The 24,030-nt window shown below is 55.1% G+C and carries 10 protein-coding genes; 4 read left to right on the plus strand and 6 right to left on the minus strand.

Going from position 1 to position 24,030, the window contains the following annotated elements:
- The first annotated feature begins 131 nt into the window (after nucleotides 1-131).
- Entirely contained in the window at nucleotides 132-4,232 is a 4,101-nt protein-coding gene (locus GN112_RS24165) for a PAS domain S-box protein (protein ID WP_162459091.1), read from the plus strand.
- A gap of 23 nt (nucleotides 4,233-4,255) precedes the next feature.
- On the opposite strand, the gene GN112_RS24170 is transcribed toward GN112_RS24165, so the two are convergent.
- The 3 genes from GN112_RS24170 to GN112_RS24180 all read right to left on the minus strand — a co-directional run bounded on the left by GN112_RS24170 (nucleotide 4,256) and on the right by GN112_RS24180 (nucleotide 10,545).
- Nucleotides 4,256-6,307, minus strand: a complete 2,052-nt coding sequence (locus GN112_RS24170; protein ID WP_155312536.1) for a methyl-accepting chemotaxis protein — start codon at nucleotides 6,305-6,307, stop codon at nucleotides 4,256-4,258.
- A gap of 88 nt (nucleotides 6,308-6,395) precedes the next feature.
- On the minus strand, nucleotides 6,396-8,399 hold the full coding sequence (locus GN112_RS24175) for a methyl-accepting chemotaxis protein (RefSeq protein WP_231717121.1): 2,004 nt from the start codon (nucleotides 8,397-8,399) through the stop codon (nucleotides 6,396-6,398).
- Nucleotides 8,400-8,553: 154 nt separating this feature from the next.
- Entirely contained in the window at nucleotides 8,554-10,545 is a 1,992-nt protein-coding gene (locus GN112_RS24180) for a PocR ligand-binding domain-containing protein (protein ID WP_155312537.1), read from the minus strand.
- Between the two features lie 318 nt (nucleotides 10,546-10,863).
- Here GN112_RS24180 and GN112_RS24185 point away from each other — a divergent pair, with 318 nt between their 5' ends.
- The 3 genes from GN112_RS24185 (at nucleotide 10,864) to GN112_RS24195 (ending at nucleotide 18,988) form a co-directional block, all read left to right on the plus strand.
- Entirely contained in the window at nucleotides 10,864-12,000 is a 1,137-nt protein-coding gene (locus GN112_RS24185; RefSeq protein ID WP_155312538.1) for an ABC transporter substrate-binding protein, read from the plus strand.
- A gap of 4 nt (nucleotides 12,001-12,004) precedes the next feature.
- Nucleotides 12,005-15,754 (plus strand): PAS domain S-box protein, encoded by a 3,750-nt coding sequence (locus tag GN112_RS24190; protein WP_162459094.1) that lies wholly within the window; start codon nucleotides 12,005-12,007, stop codon nucleotides 15,752-15,754.
- A gap of 198 nt (nucleotides 15,755-15,952) precedes the next feature.
- Nucleotides 15,953-18,988 (plus strand): PAS domain S-box protein, encoded by a 3,036-nt coding sequence (locus tag GN112_RS24195; protein WP_162459095.1) that lies wholly within the window; start codon nucleotides 15,953-15,955, stop codon nucleotides 18,986-18,988.
- 64 nt (nucleotides 18,989-19,052) lie between these two features.
- Here the strand turns inward: GN112_RS24195 and GN112_RS34535 are convergent, their stop codons facing one another.
- The 3 genes from GN112_RS34535 to GN112_RS24210 form a co-directional block, all read right to left on the minus strand.
- A complete protein-coding gene (locus GN112_RS34535) occupies nucleotides 19,053-21,062 on the minus strand; it encodes a methyl-accepting chemotaxis protein (protein WP_231717122.1) in 2,010 nt (669 codons plus the stop codon).
- Between the two features lie 260 nt (nucleotides 21,063-21,322).
- A complete protein-coding gene (locus GN112_RS24205; protein ID WP_155312541.1) occupies nucleotides 21,323-22,981 on the minus strand; it encodes a CTP synthase in 1,659 nt (552 codons plus the stop codon).
- 176 nt (nucleotides 22,982-23,157) lie between these two features.
- Complete coding sequence (locus GN112_RS24210) at nucleotides 23,158-24,009, minus strand: hypothetical protein (protein WP_155312542.1); 852 nt, start codon at nucleotides 24,007-24,009, stop codon at nucleotides 23,158-23,160.
- Nucleotides 24,010-24,030: the final 21 nt, after the last annotated feature.

Raw genomic sequence — 24,030 nt, forward strand, 5'->3', positions numbered from 1 at the left:
TTGTATCCGTTGAATGCCGTTTAGCGGTGAGGTGCAATTTTTATCGTCCGTTTTCCAGTTCAAGGGCGGAAAGGATCAAACATGATCAGGAGATCCGTTTTATGTATAGCGGCGTATTGGGGAGCAGCAAAATGAAAGATGAGAACAAAACCCGATCGCAGCTGATCGACGAACTGCAGGAAATGAGAAACCGTGTGGCCGATTTGCAGCGGAACAGCACTGTTGAGAATCATGAAAAAGTGCGTGCCGAGGCCCTGCGGGAGAGCGAAGAGCGGCTGCGTTTGGCACTCGATGCGGCCAACGACGGCATCTGGGACTGGGATCCTGGAACCGGCCGGACCTATTTTAGCCCTCGGTACTATACCATGCTGGGTTATGCACCGGACGAATTTCCCCCCATGTATGAAAGCTGGCGGCGATTGATTCACCCCGATGATGTGGAAACGGCCGAAGCATCCGTGCGCAACGCTCTGGAAGAACGCGTACCCTTTGCCGTTGAATTCCGGATGAAGGCCAAAAACGGATCGTGGCGTTGGATCTTGGGCCGGGGCAAGGTTGCCGAACTGGATGCCGAAAAAAAGGCGGTTCGCGTGGTCGGGTCTCACACGGACATCACCGAGCATAAGCGGACGGCGGAGGCGCTTGAAAAACGGATTGTGGCTTTGACGCAGCCGTTGGAGGATGTGGAAGGCATTGCCTTTGAAGATTTGTTCAACCTGGCCAATATCCAGCATCTTCAGGACCTGTATGCCGAGGCCTTTGGCGTGGCGGCCCTGATTACCCGCCCGGACGGCACCCCTATCACGCGGCCAAGCAACTTCACGGTTCTGTGCAGCCAGTTCATCCGTAATACCGAAAAGGGAAGCAAAAACTGCACGATTTCCGATGCGTTGATCGGACGGCACAATCCCGCCGGACCCATCATTCAGCCATGCCTGAGCGCCGGCTTGTGCAACGCGGGGGCCAGTATCACCGTTGGCGGGCGCCATATCGCCAATTGGCTGATCGGCCAGGTCCGCAACGAGAACCAAAAAGAAGAAGACGTTATGGCTTACGCCCGTGAACTCGGTGCGGACGAAAGCGCGTTTCGCGCCGCTTATCGCCAGGTGCCCGTAATGTCTGAAGAACAGTTCGAAAGAGTTGCCAATGTGGTGTTTACTGTGGCCAATCAGCTTTCCATGTCGGCTTATCAAAACATTCAGCAGGCGCGGTTCATCACCGAAAGGAAACAAACCGAGGAATCCCTGCGCCTGACCCAGTTCATTTTCGACAAGGCCCCCATCGGCATCTGGCGGATGGGACCAGCGGGCGAGGTCCTCGACGTCAATGAAGCGGCCTGCGCCAGCCTCGGTTACACCCGGGAAACGCTCTGCCGCATGACTGTTTTCGACTTCGCCCCCGGATTTGATATCGGGGATTGGGAGAACGGCACCAACCAGCTGAATGAGACGGGGACCAAGATCACCGAGGCCTTCCACCAGCGCAAGAGCGGCGAGCTTTTTCCAATCCAGGTTCTTGAAAAGCTGGTGCGTTTTAAGGGCCAGGAATACCGTCTGGCGTTTGTTCAGGACATCACCGAGCGTAAAAGAACCGAAAAATCCCTGCGCCTCGCCCAGTTCATCATCGACAACGCCAACATCGGTATCTATCGGATCGATTCGGCCGGCCGCATCATAGAGGTGAACCGGAAAGCTGCGCAATTGCTCGGCTACACCAAGGAAGAGTTGGAATCGCTGACCATGCCTGATATCGACCCCCTGGTTGCCCGTACATCCTGGTGGGTGGAGAATTGGCGGAAATTAACTGCTCTGGGGACGCGAGATCTTGAAAGGCAACACCGCAGGAAGGATGGTTCCGTATTTCCCGTTGAGGTTCACAGCAACCTTTTGGAATATGAGGGCCAACAGTATGCTATCGCCTTTGTCAAGGATATCACCGAGCGCAAACGAATCGAGGAATCCCTGCGCCTGACCCAGTTCATTTTCGACAAGGCCCCCATCGGCATCTGGCGGATGGGACCGACGGGCGAGGTCCTCGACGTCAATGAAGCGGCCTGCACCAGCCTCGGTTACACCCGGGAAGCGTTCTGCCGCATGACCGCCTTCGACGTCGCTCCCGGGCTTACTCCCAGCGATTGGGATATCCAAACGACCCGGCTGAATGAGGCTAGAACGATTACCATCGAAGCCTTTCACCAGCGCAAGGGCGGTGAGATCTTCCCGGTCCAGGTTATCGCTAAACTCATGCGGTTTGAGGGGCAGGAGTACCATTTGGCTTTTGTCCAAGACATCTCAGAGCGCAAACAGAATGAAGACGCGCTGCGGGAGAAGGATCAGTTGCTTCATGATATCGGCAAGCTGGTCAGAATCGGTGCGTGGAAATTCGATCCCGAAACCGGCAAGGTAACAACGACCGAGGAAGTGGCGCGAATATACGATTTTGAATCGGCCCAGGACTTGAGTGTCGAAAAAGGCCTTGGCTGTTATCATGGCGCAAATCGAGAAATAATGGAACACGCCTTTTATGGATTGATTGAGCAGGGCACCCCCTATGATCTGGAGCTTGAGATCGTATCCGCCAAGGGAATTCGCAAGTGGGTACGAACCATCGGCCATCCCGTAATGAAAGACGGGCGTATTATTCAGGTACAGGGATCCTTCCAGGACATTTCCGAACGCAAGCAGGCTGAAGAAAATTTGCGTAAGCATGAACGATTGCTCGCCAATATTCTGGAATCCATGAGTGAAGGTGTTTTTGTGCTCGACAGTGACTTTACCGTCACGATTTACAATAGAGGCATGGAAGTCATTACCAATGTACCAAGGGAGTCGGTTATCGGTAAACGCCCCTGGGAAGTGTTTCCCCATATTAAAAATTTGCCGGTTGAGGAGAATATTCGCAATGTAATGAAAGGCGAGCTGCCCGTAGCCGTGAAGACGACCCATCCGCATAATCCCAATGTGTGGTCCCGGGACAGCTTTTCCCCCATCAAGGATGCCGATGGAGGGGTTGTCGGCGTGGTTGGTGTGCTTACCGATATCACCCGGCAAAAGCAGGCCGAAGAGGAACTGCGCCAATTACGCAACTATCTTTCCAATATTATCGATTCCATGCCCTCCATACTCGTGGCCGTGGACCGTGACGGCAAGGTGACCCAATGGAATCGCCAAACGGAGAAAACCACCGGATTGAGTTTCGAAAAGGCCCGTTTCCAACCCCTGACCAAGGTGTTTCCCCGCCTGTCCGGCGAAATGGATCGTATCGGCGCCTCCATCCGGGAGCGCCGGGTGATCAGTTCCCCAAAAGTCACGTTCGAGTTGGGCAATGAAATCCGTTATGAAGATATTACCATCTTTCCCCTGGTGGGCAACGGCGTCAAGGGCGCCGTGATCCGATTGGACGATGTAACCCAGCAGGTGCGCCTGGAGGAGATGATGATCCAGAGCGAGAAGATGCTTTCGGTGGGGGGGCTAGCGGCGGGCATGGCCCACGAGATCAACAATCCCCTGGCCGGCATCCTGCAAAACGCGTCGGTCCTGCGCAACCGCCTGATGGGCGACCTGCCGGCCAACCGCCAGGCCGCCGAAGCCGCCGGTATTACCCCGGCGGCCATCCGGCACTACCTGGAACTGCGTCGGCTGCCCGACATGATCGACGGCATCCACGAATCCGTGAATCGCGCCGCCGCCATCGTCAGAAACATGCTCAGCTTTGCCCGCAAAAGCGATCGGATTTTCTCCAGCCAGGATCTGGGCGTACTTCTGGACCGGACCCTGGATTTGGTTCAAACCGATTACAGCATGAAGACGCACTACGACTTCAAACACATCCACATCAACCGGGAGTATGACCCGGCGCCTCCCGTTCTCTGCGAGGCCACCAAGCTTCAGCAGGTCTTCATGAACATCCTGAAAAACGGCGCCGAGGCCATGGCCGGGGTGACGGACGCATCCGCTTCACCGACCTTTGTGCTGTGCATCCGGGATGATGACAACTGGGTGCAGGTGGAAATCGAGGACAACGGTCCGGGCATGGACGAGAAGACCCGGCGCCGTATCTTCGAACCCTTTTTCACCACCAAGCCGGTGGGCCAGGGTACCGGCCTGGGCCTGTCGGTTTCCTATTTCATCATTGCCGAGGACCATGGCGGTGAGATGAGGGTCCATGCCACGGCTGGCGGCGGCACCTGTTTTGTCATCCGGTTGCCCAAAGCAGGCAAGTCCGGTACATGATGCTATGGTGTTTAAAATTGAGATCAGACCTTGAACTGATCGACCATCTGTTTGAGGCTTTCCGACAGTTTGGACAGTTCCTGGGCACTGAGGTTGACCTGACTGCTGCTGGTGGACATCTCGTTCATGGAGACACTGACCCCGGCGATATCCTGGGAGATCTCCGTTGAGACGGTTGAGCTCTGGTTGACGTTCTCGTTGACCTCCTGGATGCCCTGGGAGGCCTGGGCCACGTTGGTGGCGATGTCCTTGGTAGCGGTAGACTGCTCCTCGACGGCGGTGGCGATATTGGCCACCAAGTCGTTGACATCCTCGATCACATTGGTGATTTCGCTGATCTGCCCCACGGTGGTGGACGTGGTACCCTGAATCGCCCCAATCTTCTCCTTGATGTCCTGAGTGGCGGCGGCGGTCTGCTTGGCCAGTTCCTTGATCTCGTTGGCCACCACGGCGAACCCCTTGCCCGCCTCGCCGGCCCGGGCCGCCTCGATGGTGGCGTTCAAGGCCAGCAGGTTGACCTGCTCGCTGATGTCGGTGATGGTTTCGATCACTTTGCCGATGGAATTGGCCGCCTCGCCCAGCTGGTCCATGTTCGTGGAAGCGCCGGAGGCTTTATGAGCCGCCTCGTCGGAGATGCTCCTGGCTTTTTCGGCGTTCTGGGCGATCTCGCCGATGGTGGCGGACATCTGCTCGGCCGCGGTGGCCACCATGTTGGTGTTGGTGGCCGACTCTTCCATGGCCGCGGCTACGTTGTTCATATTGGCGCTCATCTCCTCGGCAGCCGCGGAAACGGTGTTGGACTTGTCGGAGACATCGGTGATGCCCTGGGTCATTTGTTCGGAGATGGCGGACAGTTCTGTGGATGAGGAGGAGAGGGTCTCGACGCCCTGGACCATATCCGTCATTACCTTCCTGAGGGTTGCAGACATACCGTTCATGGCTTTGACCAGCATCCCGATTTCGTCTTCCTGATCCAGGTCGATGGTCACTGTGAGATCACCCTGGGCCACCGACTGGGCCAGTTCAACGCCCTTCTGCATGGGGCGGATAATTCCTCGGGCAATGACGAAGGCCAGTACAATGCCAAATCCGAAAGCGACAAGCCCGAAAGTCAGTACCGTAATCCGGGTTTTTTGGGCGGCATTGAGCATACTGACATCGGTCATGATATGGTTCTTGGCCTCTTTGCGAAGGTCGTGCAAAAGTGTCTGGGTTTGGTGAAGGGCCGGGACCGTCTGATTGGCATAGATTGCGTTGGCAGCTTTCATGCCTTGTACCTTTTTATCATGCCAATGCAAAACATCGTCTATTTTGGCGAGACATTCAACGGCCAGTGATTTGGTATGGTTCATGTAAAAATTACCCGCCTCATTACGACGGCTTTGATTGATCATTTCCTGAATGGTTGATGCACTTTCGTGAAGCTTTCTGTGAGGGGCTTCAAGCGCATCCAGGAGAGCGGCAAATTGAGTGTCCGTTTGTCTTAACGCGGCGGTTTCGGCGGAATGCAACCATCGGCCCAAGCTGCACTTTGCAGGATCCGTTTCGGCCTTGATCTCAGACAATGATGTGTCGACAAAAACATCTTTTACGCTGTGGGCCCACGCCAGATGGTTGATTTTTTGTTCCCTGAGAAAATTTCCCAACTCAAGATCCGCAGGCTGGAACTGTTTGTCGATTTCGATGGCGGAGTGGTGAAGCTTTCGATGCGGCTCCTCGATTTCCTTGAGCAGCGGCGCCAAGGATGGAACCAGCCTTTCCACCTGCTCGCGATCCTCGCTATGGAGCCATTTGCCGAAAGCGCATTGATGGTCGTCTTTTTCAACATCGAGGGACGTTACATTTTCATCCGTAAGTAGTTCGTTTACCTTGTTGGCCCAGTTCAGATGGTCAACCTCCCGCTGTGCCAGTAGGGCATCGATTTGATTCCCCTGTATAACCTCCTTAGCGTTACCGACGATACGACCAATGCCGGTTGTGGCCAGTACCTCGACGAAAAATAAAAATAATAAGACCGAACCGAATCCGACAAGAAACTTTTTGTTCAACCGTAAATTTTTCCATTTTAATTTCATGTGCGCCTCCAGTATGTTCTTCTTTTTTCATCATCTACAACCCATAAATCTATCATCGGGAGAAGTTCTCATTCCTTTACCATGATTATTACACTTTGAACTGATCGACCATTTGCTTGAGGCTTTCCGACAGCTTGGACAGTTCCTGGGCCGACAGGTTAACCTGACTGCTACTGGTGGACATTTCGTTCATGGAGACACTGACCTCAGCGATATCCTGGGAAATCTCGGATGAGACGGAAGAGCTCTGGTTGACATTCTCGTTGACCTCCTGGATACCCTGGGAGGCCTGGGCCACGTTCGTAGCGATATCCCGGGTGGCGGCGGATTGTTCTTCCACGGCTGTGGCGATGGAGGCCACGACCTCGTTGACCTCCCTGATCACATTGGTGATTTCGCTGATTTGGCCTACGGTCATATTCGTGGTGCCCTGGATGCCCTCGATTTTCTCCTTGATGTCTCCGGTGGCCTCGGCGGTCTGCTTGGCCAGTTCCTTGATTTCGTTGGCCACCACGGCAAATCCCTTGCCCGCCTCGCCGGCACGGGCGGCCTCAATGGTGGCGTTTAAGGCCAGCAGGTTGACCTGTTCGCTGATGTCGGTGATGGTCTCGATCACCTTGCCGATGTCATTGGCCGCCGCGCCCAGCTGATCCATGTTGGTGGAGGCGCTGGTGGCCTTGTGGGCGGCTTCGTCAGAGATGCCGCGGGCCTTTTCGGCGTTCTGAGCGATTTCGCCGATGGTGGCGGACATCTGCTCGGCGGCGGTGGCCACCATGTTGGTGTTGGTTGACGACTGTTCCATGGCCGCAGCCACGTTGTTCACGTTGGTGCTCATCTCCTCGGCGGCGGCGGAAACGGTGTTGGATTTGTCCGTCACGGTTTCGACGCCCTGGGTCATCTGCTCAGAGATGGCGGACAGTTCCGTTGAAGAAGAGGAGAGCGTCTCGACTCCGCCGGCAATATCCTTGATGATGCCCTGCAGCTTTTCAATAAAGGTATTGAACCACTTGGCCAGTTCGCCCACCTCGTCGCGGCTGCTCACCTGGAGACGCATGGTCAAATCGCCCTCGCCCTGGGCGATGTCCTTGAGGCCGGCCACCGCGGCGTTAATGGGGAGCACGATGGAGCGCGCGGCAAACAGGACGATCACGGCCACGATCATGCCGGCCATAACGGTGACGATGATGTTGGCGTTGCGGATGGCATGGGAGGCGGCCAGGAACTCGTCCTGGTTTTGGGTGGCGCCGATGGTCCAGCCGTTGATGCCCACCGGGGCGAAGCCGGCAATTTTGTGGATCCCTTGGAATTCATACTCTTCCACACCGGTCTCCTGGGCCTTCATCCGGCGGCTGATGGCATCCATCTCCTTGATATGGGTAAAGTTTGTTTTGAGGATATTTTCCGGCTTGGGATGGGCGATGCAAAGGCCGGTCGCATCGGACATGAAGCCATAGCCCGTCTCACCGATTTTACGGTTTGACACGATCTTGGTGAAATAGTCCGCGTGGATCACGGACCCAAATGCACCTATAAATTTGCCGTTTTTGGCTTTGATCGGAGCACAGGCCACGGCGATGGGTTTGCCGGTGCTTTTCGACAGCACCATGTTGCTCAATACTGCCTTGCCCTCGCGTCGTACAATTTGAAAATAATCCGTGTTACGGACATTGATTTCTTTATATTCCCCGCCATTTTCCAGAACGCCGGTATACACTTCACCATCGGCGTTGGCGATAAAAATGCCCTGGTAGTGATTACCCATATTGCGAAACGCAACACCCAAATCGGCAAATACTTCTTCAACCAACGATATGTTGGCCTGAACGCCGGAATGCGCGACGGTTTCACTCAGCTTTATAATTTTTTTCTGGCTGGCCAGGAGACGGGTTTTTTCCAGCTCGGCCTGGATAGCATTGCGGGTTAGCCTGGAAAGATCCGAGGCAACGCTCTGGGCCTGGTGCTTGGACAGCTCCATTAGGGCCACCTGGGATTTGGAATAAGAGAGATACCCCACAACGATCAGCGGGATCATCACCGCGATTAGACCGCCGATAATGAGTTTGGATGAGATGGAGTGCAGGTTGATTTTCATGTTCATGCTTCCTTTGCGTGTACCTTAAAGACGACGAATCCGTTTCAGCCCCGATTATTATGTTTGACACTGTTATCGACGGTAAGGGACGGTGCTTAACACTGGAAAAAATGGTGGTTAATGGGGGGGCAAAACACCCTATTTGGGATGTCAATTATGCGGTGAGGGACGTCAGGTAGGTTTGCAGGTTGACCTTTTTGTTTGTCAGGCCAAACTTTTCACGAATGTTTTTACGATGCCATTGGATTGAACTTGGCGACAGGCCCAGCATCTGGGCAATGCCCTTGGTATTTTTGCCGCTGCGGATCAGGTCGGCAATTTGAACCTCGGTGGGGGTCAAATCCTGATATTTCCAGAATACGGTCTTGGAAAATCGGGACACGATGTCGTTCAAATTGGTTTCGATGATGTTCAGGTAGGCCCGGGCATCGGTGTTGACGCCGCAATGGCCGAGCGCTTCGAGATAAGGGAAAACAAATCGTTTCAGATGGACCATCATGTTTTCCTCGACGGCCCGTTTTTCAACCTCCCGGTGGTCCAGGGACGCTTTCAAGGCCTGGTTGACCTTTTCCAGGTAGCGGCTCTTTTCTTCCAGCTCCTTTTCCCGCTCCTTAAGGGCCAGAATCATTTTTTGTCGCTCGGTGATGTCACGAACAACGGCCAGGGTGTGAGGCACATCGTTGATCATGGACCGGGTCACGCTGACCTCGGCATCAAAGGGCGAACCGTCTTTGCGGAAAAACCGCCAGTCGAAGGATTGATGCACACCTTGGTTGACGAGGTCTCGTTTTTTTTGGAGTCCATTGGTGGATGATTGTCCGTCGGGTTGGATCTCCGGTGAGAAATTTTCAGCAGACTGTCCGATGGCTTCTTCACGGGAAACGTTGAACAACTCCAGGGCCTTTTGGTTGCAGTCGACCACAATACCGTCCCGGAGGACAAAAATACCGTCATTGGCGGAATCGAAAAGCTGACGATAACGGGCTTCGCTGGTGCGAAGGTTTTGTTCGGCTTCACGCCTTGCGCTGATATCCTGGATGGTTTCGATGGCCCCAATCCGTTTCCCCTTGGCATTCATGATGGGGCCGGCGGTAAAGAACAGCCGTTTGCCGGTTTTTCCTATTTGTGGGAAAAAGGCCTCGCCTTCATAACCGTCCTTGATTAACAGCGATTTGTGATAATTGCTGCCGTATCGCTCCTTGAATTCGTGACTGCCGGCGTTTTTGACGATCAGATCCGCCATTAGCGGCCGGCGGTTTGGATAAAAGGTCTTCTGATGATTGTCGGTGCCGATTATTTCCTTTGCAGAAGCCCCCGTCAGTTTTTCACAGGCCCGGTTCCAATGGGTAATTCTGGAATCCGAATCGATCACAAACGTGGGGATGGGACTGCCTTCAATAATCTGGGTTAATTTTTTGGCCTCTTCCTCGCGCTGTTTGATTTCTTTTTTCAAGGACGCCTGAATGCCGTCGATAGACTGTTTTCCCTCCTCGATTTTCAGGCGGTTGATCCCCATCTGGCCGATCATTTCGGCCAATTGCCTGAGGTATTGTAAAATCGCATGAATCCGATTTTTGGGAACAATGGGGACATCCAGCACGGCCTCAATGAATGCCGACCCGTCAAAATTCAATTTTGCCGCTTGTTGTTTAAAACGTGCCATGGCATCCGCATCGGGAGGCTCGAAAAAGAATTTTCCGGTGAACAGGTTGGCCGCATGGATGTGGTTGATGTGGATGGGCGTAGCGCCATTGAACAAACCGTTAGGACAGACCTGAACGACGGAATGTTCGCCACGCATCAATTCTGCTTGAAGTTGGGCTTGATTTTCGAGACAGGCCGAGGCCGATACAGGATGTCGCAAATAAAAATCAGAACAGATTTTTTGATGACCGACGTCGGCGCAACTTTTTCCATCCAGCGAGACGATGGATACAGAGATACCGGTCGCCGCACAAAATGCATCAAAGAGTCGGCCGAGGTTCTCAAAATCGATTATGTCTTTTAGATCCCAGGGCATGTTGTACTGCCTCGTTGACATCTCTTCCAATAAAACAGTCATAACATGTTTTTCGGATGGTGTGTGGTTTTCTTCACCGCCAACAATAATGACGACAGGCGGAGGGGTGGGAGACATCGCTGCCATCGAAGGCAACGCATGGGGGAGGCTATCTTACGGGAAAAATAACTGGATTCATGGTTAGCGTTAATCATATACTGGTAATTAACGCCGATGGGCTTGGTTCTAACTTCGCCCACCTGGATTTAGTAACGATTAAAACGGGTTGACCCCATATTACCTCTCGTTCCCACGCTCTGCGTGGGAACGTATAAGGCCAACCATTCCCACGCAGAGCGTGGGAACGAGGGGGTAAGTGGACGAAGTTAGAACCAAGCCCACGCCGATCATCCTATTCGTTGGGCTTTCGTTTAAGGTCTGCCGGTCTTTCAAGGAGACGTCTTGATGAAACGATGGGTCATCCCTTTCACCCCAATCCAATGGGTTGGTATTGTTGCAATTGTATTCAGTTTCTGTTTGGTCGGCTGTAAGGCCGATGAGCCCATTCGGCTGGGGTTTATGGCTGGCATAACAGGGCGGTCGGCGGATATCGGCATGGCGGCGCGAGATGCGGTCCTGCTGGCCGTGGAGCAGTGCAATGCACAAGGGGGGCTTCATGGCCGTCAGGTAACGCTGATCATCAAGGACAATCAACAGAATGTAGAAACCGCAGTTGAGGCGGTACAGGCTTTGATCGATGCGCGGATTGCCGCGATGATCGGCCCCATGTCCAGCGCGGTCGCCGTGGCCATCGTGCCATACTTGAACCAATCTCGGGTGGTTGCCGTGGGGGGCACGGTGACGACCCAAGATCTATCCGGATTGGATGACTATTTTATGCGCGTTGCCGTTACTACCCATGAGCAAGCTTCGCTCATTGCCCAATACCTAATCAGATCTGATGATGTGCGCCGCGTCGCCGTCGCTTATGATGGTGGAAACCGTTCATTTAGCAAAGATTGGATGGAAAATTTTAAATCACCCTTTACTGCCGGTGGGGGTAAGATATTAACCGCCGTTGAATTCAAGGCCGGCGATAGACATTCGTTCTCGCAAATTACCCATGGGCTGCTGGCGGTTGACCCCGACGGTATCCTGATCATTGCCAATCCCATGGACTCCGCGTTGTTATGCCAACAGATCCGCAAATTAAATTCGTCCGTAAAAATAACCTTAACGAACTGGGCGGCGACCCAGCGGCTCATTGAACTCGGCGGGAAGGCCGTGGAAGGGGTGATGGTGTCCATCGTCTTTGATTGGGACAGTCCGGATCCGGCCTACCAACGATTTCAAAAAATATATGTTGACCGTTACAACCGGGATCCGGGGTTTCCCGGTTATTATGCCTACAACGCGGCCCAGGTGGTCCTGACGGCTTTGAAAGCCCAGAAGCCGGGCCAGTCGCTGAAAGACACCATTCTTTCAATCGCTGAGTTTGGCGGGTTGCAGGGCAAAATCAGCCTTGATTCGTACGGTGATGTCAAGTCATCCGCGGCGTCCATCAGGATCATTCGGAATCAACAGTTCGTTGTCCTGGAGTAATGCCATGAAATCCAGAGTTCCCCTGAAAAGATATCTGTCATTTCATCTCGGTGCGGTGGCGGTGTTGCCGGTGATCATTATTTTCCTGATGGTCTGGTTTTTGATGATGCCGGCCATACGGGCCCGAACGGGAATTCAACACCAGGCCATGGCCCGCGCCATTGCCGGCCACATATCGGCCTACCTGGAAGGCGGTGAACGCCAGCTCACGGCCCTGGCCGAGTATTTTCGAAACCAGGCACTCGATTCGGGACCGGCGGCGGTTGACCTGTTGGACGCCCAGTGCGGAGATGGCGGATTTTTCGAGGCTTTATTTGTCGTCGACGCCGAGAATGACGTCGTGAAAGCAGTGGGGTTGGCCCAAGCCCGACGCCCGAACCGTGATGACTACATGGGGTTGGATTTTTCCGGTCGGGAGTTCACGCGTCCGTTGGGGGCGCCGAATAAGGCCGTTTGGTCCGAAACCTTCTTATCCACCATCAGCAGTAGCATGGCGGTGGCGCTGAGTTTGCCGTTGGAGGGCGGTTCGATCATCGGGGAAATCCCCTTGGGCAACCTTGCCGAGTTCATCAGTCACTTGCCGGTGGAATCCGAATTCCTTACGCTGGTAATCGATGGTCAAGGATTGGTTGTGGCCGACTCTCAGCGGCGGCGGTCGGGGCAGCTGTCGAATCTCAGTTATTCCGCCGTGGAGGGTGGTAATACGCAAGCCGTTTCTCGGGCATTCGCGTTGGACGGTGTGAAGATGTTGGGAACCTGGGTGGAGATGGAGGCGGTAGGCTGGAAAGTCCTCTTTGCCCAACCGGCCAAAAAGGCGTTCCAACCGGTTCGGGATACACTCGCGTTGATTGGATTGGGGTTGGCCATTGCCCTGGGGCTGGCCTTGTTCATCGCCTGGCTTATGGCCGGCAATCTCACCGCGCTGTTTGCGTCCTATACCGGCAGGGCGGAATCCATTGCCAATGGACGATACGATCTGCAATGGCCGGCGGCCAGGGCAAGGGAATTCTTCAATCTCGGCCATAGCCTGCAGCGGATGGCCGAAAAAATCGATCGGCGGGAGAAAGCGCTGATTGACAGCGAAGCACGGATGATGGACCTCGTCGCCAATGTTCCCGGTGTGGTGTATCAGTTCAAAGCGGACCCCAAGGCCCTCGAATCCAGTTCACTTACCAGCGTGGTACGGGAACGGAGCATTAAAATATTCGGGGTGGATACCGCAGAGGAAAGTTTTTTCAATGACTTTGTCCGTTGTCTTCCCCCGGATGATCAGCCGCGTTTTATCCAGTCGGTGAAAGACGCGCTGGAAACAGCGGCTCCTTGGTATTATGAGGGACGGTTCATCAAACCGACCGGAGATAAAATCTGGTTTGAGGGCCGTTCCACTGCCCGGTGGATTGACGGCGAGATCATCTGCTATGGTGTGCTCACGGATATCACTCAACGCAAGGAGATGGAATCCAGCCTGCGTCTTGCCCAGTTCATTTTTGATAAGGCCCCCATCGGCATCTGGAGAATGGGACCGGCGGGCGAGGTCCTTGATGTCAATGAACAGGGCTGTGCCAGCCTGGGATACAGCCGGGAAGAGCTCCGCCGCATGATTGTCTTCGACTTCGCACCCGGATTCGATAGCGAGAATTGGGAGAACGGCACCAGCGCGCTGCATGAGGTCGGCGCCAAGACGACCGAGGCCTTCCACCAGCGCAGGAATGGTGAGATCTTCCCGATCCAGGTCATCGAAAAACTGATGCGTTTCGAGGGGCAGGCATACCGCCTGGCCTTTGTGCAGGACATCACCGAACGCAAGCAGATGGAGCACGCGCTAAAGGAGAGTGAACAACGTTTGGAGTTGGCGCTGTCCGGGGCGAACGAAGGCATCTGGGACTGGCGTATTCATGAAGATATTCTATTCCTTGACTCTCGCTTCTACACCATGGCCGGATACCAACCCCATGGGTTTCCGGAAGCCTACGAAGAGATCTTAAAACGCATTCACAAAGATGACCTTGATCGCGTGAGATCGGCCAATGACCGATATCTGGCAGGGGAGCTGGAAAAATTTGAAGTGGAGTTCAGGTTTTTGCGTAAAGACGGTCGTTACATGTGGATCCAGGCGAAAGGAACAATTGCCGATTGGGATGACGAGGGAAATCCCGCCCGTTTTATCGGCACCAACGCCGATATCACCGGGCGCAAAAAGGCCGAAGAGAATTTACGCAAGAGTGAGCAGTTGCTGACCAACATTCTGGAATCGATGAATGAGGGAATCGTGGTGCTCGATAAAGATTTTAAATATACGATTTTCAACCGTTCATTGGCGAAGATGACCCATATGCCAAAAGCGGAGGCGATCGGGAGAGTCTTCTGGGACGTATTTCCGTTTCTTAAGGGCACACCCGTGGAAAAAAATATGAAAAGGACGATGGCCGGAAAATCAACCAGAAACCTGGAAGTCCGGCTTCAATTTCCAAGTTGGGGAACGGTATGGTTTCGGGACAGTTTTTCGCCCCTTAGGGATGCAGATGGAGGGATTGTCGGCATCGTCGGTGTGATCACCGATATTACCCGGCAAAAGCAGGACGAAGAAGAACTGAGCAGGCTGCAAAACTACCTTTCCAATATCATCGATTCCATGCCCTCCATACTCGTGGCCGTGGATAGGGACGGCAAGGTGACCCAATGGAATTACCAGACGGAGAAAACCACCGGATTGACCTTCGAAAAGGCCCGCTGCCAACCCCTGGCCAAGGTGTTGCCCCGCCTGTCCGGTGAAATGGCGCGGGTCAGCGCCTCTATCCGGGAACGCCGGGTGATCAGCTCTTCCAAAGTTTCCCGCAAGGTGGGCAATGAAATCCGCTTTGAAGATATTACCATTTTCCCTCTGATTGCCGATGGGGTTGAAGGGGCCGTTATCCGGGTGGACGATGTGACCCAACAGGTGCGCATGGAGGAGATGATGATCCAGAGTGAGAAAATGCTATCCGTGGGCGGCCTCGCAGCAGGCATGGCCCACGAGATCAATAACCCCCTGGCCGGTATCCTGCAAAATGCGTCGGTCCTTGAGAATCGACTGCTGGGAGATCTCCCCGCCAACCGCAGGGCCGCCGAAGCCGCCGGTACGTCCCTGGCTGTCATCCGGCATTATCTGGCGCTGCGCAAGCTGCCCGACATGATCGAAAACATCCGTACCTCCGGCAGTCTGGCCGCCGCCATTGTCAGGAATATGCTCAGCTTCGCCCGGAAAAGTGAGAAAACGGCCGCCCTTCATGATCTCGGGACGCTGCTGGACCAGTCCATCGATCTGCTCAAAACCGATTACGACATGAAAAAACATTATGACTTCAAGCGAGTCGAGATCGTACGTCTGTATGATGAAGCGGTGGGACCGGTACTTTGCGAAGCCAGCAAGATTCAGCAGGTGTTCATGAACATCTTGAAAAATGGCGCCGAGGCCATGGCCGAGATGGTGGATACACCGGCCCCGCCGACATTTGTTCTGCGGCTTCGACACGACGGCGCGTGGGTGCGGGTGGAGATCGAGGACAACGGGCCGGGCATGGACGAGAAGACCCGCCGGCGTATCTTCGAGCCCTTTTTTACCACCAAGCCGGTGGGCAAGGGGACAGGACTTGGCCTGTCGGTCTCCTACTTCATCATCACCGAGGATCATGGCGGCGAAATGGGGGTGTTCGCGGCCGATGGCGGCGGCACTTGCTTCGTGATCCGGCTGCCCAAGGGGCGCGGTGATCGGTGATCGGGAGCGGAGAAGCGGATACCTTTCGCTCCCATGCTCTGCGTGGGAGCGCCAATTGTCGGCCTCCGGATTGGGCGGGGTTTTCACGCAGGGGCGAAGGCGCCAGACGACGATAACTTTGCAGAGGATCGCATAAACCCAATTCAGGATAAGTGCGGGTTAATTTCTTCTATAGTTGTTGTATTGGGGAACATCAAAATGAAAGATGAGAACAAAACCCGATCTCAGCTGATCGATGAACTGCAGAAAATGAGTGAACGGGTAGCCGTTTTAGAGCGGAAGATTACTACTTTAGAACGCCTGGAAAGTGTGCCGGATCAGGCCCTGTGGGAAAGCGAGGAGCGGCTGCGTTTGGCGCTCGATGCGGCCAACGACGGCATCTGGGACTGGAATCCCGGAACCGGCCGGTCCTATTTTAGCCCTAGGTACTATACCATGCTGGGTTATGCACCGGACGAATTCCCCCCCACGTATGAAAGCTGGCGGCGATTGATTCACCCCGATGATGTGGAAACGGCCGAAGCCGCCGTGCGGCACGCTCTGGAAGAACACGCGCCCTTTGCCGTTGAATTCCGGATGAAGGCCAAAAACGGAGCGTGGCATTGGATCTTGGGCCGGGGCAAGGTTGCCGAACTGGATGCCGAAAGAAAGGCGGTTCGCGTGGTCGGGGCTCACACGGACATCACCGAGCATAAGCGGACGGCGGAGGCGCTTGAAAAACGGATCGTGGCCTTGACGCGGCCGCTGGAGGATGTGGACGGCCTTGCTTTTGAAGATCTGTTCAACCTGACCGATATCCAGCATCTTCAGGACCTGTATGCCGAGGCCTTTGGCGTGGCGGCCTTGATTACCCGTCCGGACGGCACCCCCATCACGCGGCCAAGCAACTTCACGGTTCTGTGCAGCCAGTTCATCCGCAATACCGAAAAGGGAAGCAAAAACTGCAATATCTCCGATGCCTTGATCGGACGGCACAATCCCTCCGGGCCCATCATTCAGCCGTGCCTGAGCGCCGGTTTGTGCAACGCGGGGGCCAGTATTACCGTTGGCGGACGCCATATCGCCAATTGGCTGATCGGTCAGGTCCGCAACGAGAACCAGAAGGAAGCAGACATCATGGACTACGCCCGTGAACTCGGTGCGGACGAAAGCGCCTTTCGCGCCGCGTATCGCCAAGTGCCCGTGATGTCCCAGGAACAGTTCGAAAGAATCGCCAATGTGTTGTTTGCTGTGGCCAATCAGCTTTCCATGTCGGCTTATCAAAACGTTCAACAGGCGCGGTTCATCTCCGAAAGGAAACAAATCGAGGAATCCTTGCGCCTGACCCAGTTCATTTTCGACAAGGCCCCCATCGGCATCTGGCGGATGGGACCGGATGGCGAGGTCCTCGACGTCAATGAAGCGGCCTGCGCCAGCCTCGGTTATACCCGGGAAACACTCTGCCGCATGACCGCCTTCGACGTCGCTCCCGGATTCACGCCCGCTGATTGGGAGATCGGAGCGACCCGGATGAATGAGGCTGGAACGATCACCATCGAAGCCTTTCACCGGCGCAAAGGCGGTGAGATTGTCCCGGTCCAGGTTATCGCTAAACTCATGCGGTTCGAGGGGCAGGAGTACCATTTGGCTTTTGTCCAGGACATCTCAGAGCGCAAGCAGGCTGAAGAAAATTTGCGTAAGCATGAACGATTGCTCGCCAATATTCTGGAATCCATGAGTGAAGGGGTTTTTGTGCTCGACAGTGACTTTACCGTCACGATTTACAATAGAGGCATGGAAGTCATTACCAATGTACCAAGGGAGTCGGTTATCGGTAAACGCCCCTGGGAAGCGTTTCCCCACATTAAAAAATTGCCGGTTGAGGAAAATATTCGTAATGCAATGAAAGGCGAGGTGGCCGTGGCCGTAAAGACGACTCATCCGCATAATCCCAATGTGTGGTCCCGGGACAGCTTTTCCTCCATCAAGGATGCCGATGGAGGGGTTGTCGGCGTGGTCGGTGTGCTTACCGACATCACCCGGCAAAGGCAGGCCGAAGAGGAACTGCGCCAATTGCGCAACTATCTTTCCAACATCATTGATTCCATGCCCTCGGTGCTTGTGGCGGTGGATCTTGACGGCAGGGTCACCCAGTGGAACAGGCATACCGAACGGCTCACCGGATTGAGCTTCGACCAAGCCCGGTCACAGCCTCTTGCCAGGGTGCTCCCCCACCTGGCCGGTGAAATGGAGCGAATTAAAACCGCCATCCGGGAGCGGCAGGTAATCAGTTCCCCCAAGGTGCAGCGAAGAGCGGAACAGGAGACCCGTTTCGAAGACATCACCATTTTTCCGCTGACGGCCAACGGGGTGGAAGGCGCGGTGATCCGGGTGGATGACGTGACCGAGCAAGTGCGGCTGGAAGAGATCATGATTCAGAGCGAGAAGATGCTTTCCGTGGGCGGCCTGGCGGCAGGCATGGCCCACGAGGTCAACAACCCCCTGGCGGGCATCCTGCAAAATGCATCGGTTTTGAAAAATCGTCTGCTCGGTGATCTGCCGGCCAACCACAAGGCTGCCGAGGCGGCGGGTACGACCCTTTCCGCCATCCGACAATACCTGGAACTGCGCAAGCTGCCCGGCATGATCGAAAACATCCGCGCATCCGGAGCCCGCGCCGCGGCCATCGTCAAAAACATGCTCAGCTTCGCCCGCAAGAGTGATCGGCGGGTATCCTCCCAAGATCTGGGCGAACTCCTGGACCAGACCCTGGAGCTGGTTCGCACCGATTACAACATGAAGGAACACTATGACTTCAAACAAATCCACATCGTCCGTGAGTACGACCCGGCGGTGCCTCCCGTGCCCTGCGAAGCCAATAAGGTCCAGCAGGTGTTCATAAACATTCTCAAGAATGGGGCCGAGGCCATGGTCGAAGTGATGGATGACGCCAGACCGCCGGGTTTCGTTTTACGGGTACGGGACGACGGAAAATGGGCGAGGGTGGAGATCGAGGACAATGGCCCGGGCATGGACGAACAAAAACGGCGGCGCATTTTCGAACCCTTTTTTACCACCAAGCCGGTCGGCAAGGGCACGGGGCTGGGCCTGTCGGTTTCCTATTTTATCGTTACCGAGGATCACGGCGGTGAAATGGAGGTGTTTGCCGCCGATGATGGTGGCACCTGCTTCGTGATCCGGCTTCCCAAGGCGGGCAAGGCACCCACCGGGGAAGCATTTTCAGAACCGGTTTAAAGATGATGGGGTCAATGCCGGGAACGATACTGACGGGTTAACGATGTCAATCCCTGCCTGACTTTCACACTTTGAACTGATCGACCATCTGTTTGAGGCTTTCCGACAGTTTGGACAATTCCTGGGCCGACAGGTTAACCTGGTTGCTGCTGGTGGACATTTCGTTCATGGAAACGCTGACCCCGGCGATATCCTGGGAAATCTCGGCCGATACGCTTGAACTCTGATTGACGTTCTCGTTGACCTCCTGGATTCCCTGGGAGGCCTGGGCCACGTTGGTGGCGATATCCTTGGTGGCCGCGGACTGCTCTTCCACGGCCGTGGCGATGGTGGCCACCACGTCGTTGACATCGGTGATCACCTGGGTGATCTCGCCGATCTGGCCCACGGTCATATTCGTGGTGCCCTGAATACTCTCAATCTTCTCCTTGATGTCGCCGGTGGCCTCGGCGGTCTGCTTGGCCAGTTCCTTGATTTCGTTGGCCACCACGGCAAAGCCCTTGCCGGCCTCGCCGGCCCGGGCCGCCTCGATGGTGGCGTTCAAGGCCAGCAGGTTGACCTGCTCGGAAATGTCGGTGATGGTCTCGATGACCTTGCCGATGTCATTGGCCGCCGCACCCAGCTGATCCATGTTGGTGGAGGCGCTGGAGGCCTTGTGGGCGGCCTCGTCGGAGATGCCGCGGGCCTTCTCGGCATTTTTGGCAATTTCGTCGATGGTGGCGGACATCTCCTCTGCCGCGGTGGCCACCATATTGGTGTTGGTAGCGGATTGTTCCATGGCGGCCGCCACGTTGTTCGTGTTGGTGCTCATCTCTTCGGCGGCAGCTGAGACGGTGTTGGATTTTTCAGTTACGGTTTCGATGCCCTGGGTCATCTGCTCGGAGATGGCGGACAGCTCTGTGGATGAGGAAGAGAGGGTCTCGACCCCGCCGGCGATATCCTTGATGATGCCCTGCAGCTTTTCGATGAAGGTGTTGAACCAGCGGGCCAAATCGCCGACTTCATCCTTGCTGGTCGCCTCAAGGCGCATGGTCAGGTCGCCCTCTCCCTGGGCGATGTCCTTCAAACCGGCCACGGCGGAATTGATGGGGTTGACGATGGACCGGCTGACCATCAAAATGACAACGGTCATGAGCGCGCCGGCGATAACCGCTACCAGGATATTCCAGTTGCGGATTGAATGTGACGCGGCCATGAATTCGGCCTCTTCCTGGGATACGTTGATCGCCCATCCGTTGATGCCCACCGGGGCGAACCCGGCAACCTTGGCGACACCCTTGAGCACGAATCGTTCAACGCCGGTTTCGCCGGCCATCGTTCTGCGATTGAGGCTCGCCATCTCCTTAATTGTTGAGGTGTTGAGCTTAAGCACCAGGTCGTGGTTGGGATGGGCAAGGACGGTGCCGTCGCTGGAGAGCAGCACGCCATAGCCGGTGTTACCGATTTTCCGGTTGACGATGACATCCGAAAAATAGTCGGCATTAATGACCAGCCCCATGACGCCGAGAAGTTCATTGCTTTTTGAGAAGATCGGGGCGCCGGTGGCCACGATTGGCTTACCGGTGGCCCGCGACAGAATCATTTCGCTGATGGCGGGCGCCTTGGTCTGTTGAACTCTTTGGAAAACGCTGTCATTGGCAATGTTGATTTTTTTGTATGGCTGTCCATTTGATAGTACACCGGTATAAATATCGCCCTTTGTATCGGCGATGAACACCCCCTGATAGTGGCTGCGATTGCTCATTCTGTTGAACTGGGTCTTCAGCGCATGGAAGACATCGTCCACTTGTGCGCCGGCAGCCTCAACACCGGATTGTTTAACAGTTTCGGCAAGGGCGATGATCCGTTTCTGGGACGCCATGGTGGTTGTTTTGTCCATTTCTGCCTGGAGTGTGTTTTCCGTCATTCGGGCAAGATCCGAGGTGACCCCCTGGACCTGTTCGGCGGCGAGATCGGACAACGCCGAATGGGATTTTGAAAAGGACAGATACCCGACAATGATCAGTGGAATCAGCACGGCAGAGAGGCCGCCGATGATCAGCCGCGAGGCGATGGAGTGCAGGTTCATCTTCATAAAAATGCTCCTTAGCGATTTGGATTGAGTATAGGGTTCGTGTACGTAGACACAGGGACGTTACCTGAAAATTTTTTCAAAGATTACTATCGCCGGATGGCTTGGAGACTTAAGAAACAAAATATGCAGGGGACCGGGTGGGAAGAATAGGGTGTTTGTTTTTTGGGAACGGTGGCGGGATCGTTGCCCGGGCACGGCCGCCCCAATGAAAACGGCGCGAGTGAGACCATTCGCGCCGTTTGATGGTGTGTCTGGCGAGGTTATTGTTTTTTTATTTCCCGGTTGCCCGAATATTTCAAGGCTGCCGCGATGAAACTGCGGAACAGGGGATGCGGGGTCATGGGCCGGGACTTGAATTCGGGGTGAAACTGGCAGCCCAGAAACCACGGGTGCTTTTCGATTTCCACAATTTCGACCAGTTCCCCGGACGGGGCCATACCGGAAATCTTCAGGCCGGCCTCTTTCAACGGTTCCAGGTAGGCATTGTTGAACTCATAGCGATGGCGATGACGCTCGGAAATGGTTTCGCTCTGGTAGGCCCGGTAGGCCAGGCTGTCCTTTTCCAGTTTGCAGGGGTACGCACCCAGGCGCATGGTTCCGCCCTTGTCGGAATGGACATCACGTCGCTGAATCGTACCGGATTTATCATCAAACCACTCCTCCATCAGATAGATCACCGGGTGCGGGGTGGTCAGTTCGAATTCCGTACTGTTGGCCTGGTCCAGGCCGGCCTGGTGACGGGCAAATTCAATGACCGCGATTTGCATCCCCAGGCAGATGCCGAAATAGGGAATCTCGTTTTCACGGGCATACCGGGCCGCACAGATTTTTCCTTCCACGCCCCGCGATCCAAAACCGCCAGGTACCAATATTCCGTCAACCCCCTCAAGGCTCATGCTGCAGGTATTGGCGTCGATGGTCTCAGAATCCACGAATTTCAGGTTGACCCGGGCACGGCTGGGAATTCCCCCGTGGGCCAGAGCCTCGTTGAGGCTTTTGTAGGATTCGGTGAGATCCACATATTTGCCCACAATGGCAATAGTCACTTCATAACTGGGCGACTGCATGTTTTTGCAGAGGGTCTCCCAGTTTTCCAGGCGAGGGGCGCGGGTCCAGATATTGAGCAGCTCGACAATCTTGTTGTCCAGCCCTTCCTGGTGAAAGCACAGGGGGCATTCATAGATGCAGTCGACATCCTTGGCGGTGATCACGGCGTCCGTATCCACATTGCAGAACATGGCGATCTTGCCTTTGATGTCGGGGCTGAGCAGGCGGTCGGTGCGACAGAGCAGAATGTCCGGCTGGATACCGATGCTGCGCAGTTCCTTGACACTGTGCTGGGTCGGTTTGGTTTTTACCTCGCCGGCGGTGGCGATATAGGGCACGAGGGTCAGGTGGATGTAGATGACGTTGTCTTTGCCCGCGTCGGTGTGAAACTGGCGGATGGCTTCCAGGAACGGAAGACTTTCAATGTCGCCGATGGTGCCGCCGATTTCCACGATAACCACATCCACCCCGTTGGATGACTTGCGGATGCTGTCCTTGATTTCGTCGGTAATATGGGGAATGACCTGCACGGTACCGCCTAGGTATTTGCCCTGGCGTTCCTTGGTGATGACACTGTGGTAGATTTTTCCCGTGGTGTAGTTGTTGTCCTGACCGAGCTTGGCATGGGTGAACCGCTCATAGTGGCCCAGATCCAGATCCGTTTCGGTGCCGTCGTCGGTAACGAAGACTTCGCCGTGCTGAAACGGGTTCATGGTTCCCGGATCCACGTTGATGTAGGGGTCCAGCTTCTGGATGGTAACGGTCAGCCCCCGGCTTTCCAGCAACGCACCAATGGAGGCCGATGCCAGCCCCTTTCCCAGGGAGGAGAGAACACCTCCGGTAACAAAAATGTACTTCGTATCATACCCCATAAAAAAACCTCAACCGTCCTTGTTTTTGCCCGGGTTACCCGGATTTGAGGGATTGCCTGTCGAGAAATTCGAACATTGACGCGTGGTTGCACCGAAGATGGCCCCTTCGGTGGTTGCGCTGCGTGGCATTTGAATTGCGTCAGCCTGTACCATATTTGCCTGTTCAGGAAAACCGGCTATTCAAATTTTTTCTGAAAGTCCTCCACGGCCTGCTGAACCGTATCGACCGCTTCCTGGTTCTGTCTCTGGGGGGCGCTGTCGGAAGGGGCAGCCGATGCCTTCAAGGCCTCCAGGTCCATCAGATCTGCCGGAACGGACGGGTTGGCCTCCAGTTCCGTCACGCGGATTTCCCGAGCCAGGTGCCCGTTGATGTGGAACGTGATCTGATAGGGAAACCAGCTTTTTTGGACCGGTTGCCACTTGCGATAGTAAATTTCCATCCGGCTTCCGGGGACCACCAGCAGCAGCCGAACGGGGAAAAACGTTTTTTTGTCGATGGCCAGCTGGGATACGGATTCGTCGGGATAATCCGCCCCGATGACAAAAACGACGCTCTGTTCAATCCGGCCAAGGCTGGAGATGTCCGTGTCAATCCCCAGTTGGCGGGCAGACTGCATCAGTTGGCCGCGAGTGCGGCTGCGCAGGATGCCCTGGTATCGATCAAACGGGGATTCTCCAACGACGGTCCGGCCGTCAATAACGGTTAGTGATCTGCCGGCATAGACCAGATGCGTTCGTCGGATGCGCGTTGAAACGATATCGGAGCGAAACCGCAACGGCATCACATAGATGGTCGTCTCCTCAAAAATTGTCGGGGGGGTATCCGGCGTTTGGGGATAGATCAACAGCTTCTGGTGGCAGCGGAGGGTAGCGATGGCGCCCATGGCTTCGGCGGTATGCCCAAAAATCTGTGTGCTGTCGAGAACATAGGCACGGGCTGGCGGTGATCCGACGGCCACGGTGAACACAACCGACAGGACAGCCCCAAGAAGGGCTGCCCGTATCGGTATCATGAGTTGTCGTGTCATGCGCTGGGGGTCCATCCGGGA

Origin of the sequence: Desulfosarcina ovata subsp. ovata, from assembly GCF_009689005.1 — a bacterium.
GTDB classification, from domain to species: Bacteria; Desulfobacterota; Desulfobacteria; order Desulfobacterales; family Desulfosarcinaceae; genus Desulfosarcina; species Desulfosarcina ovata.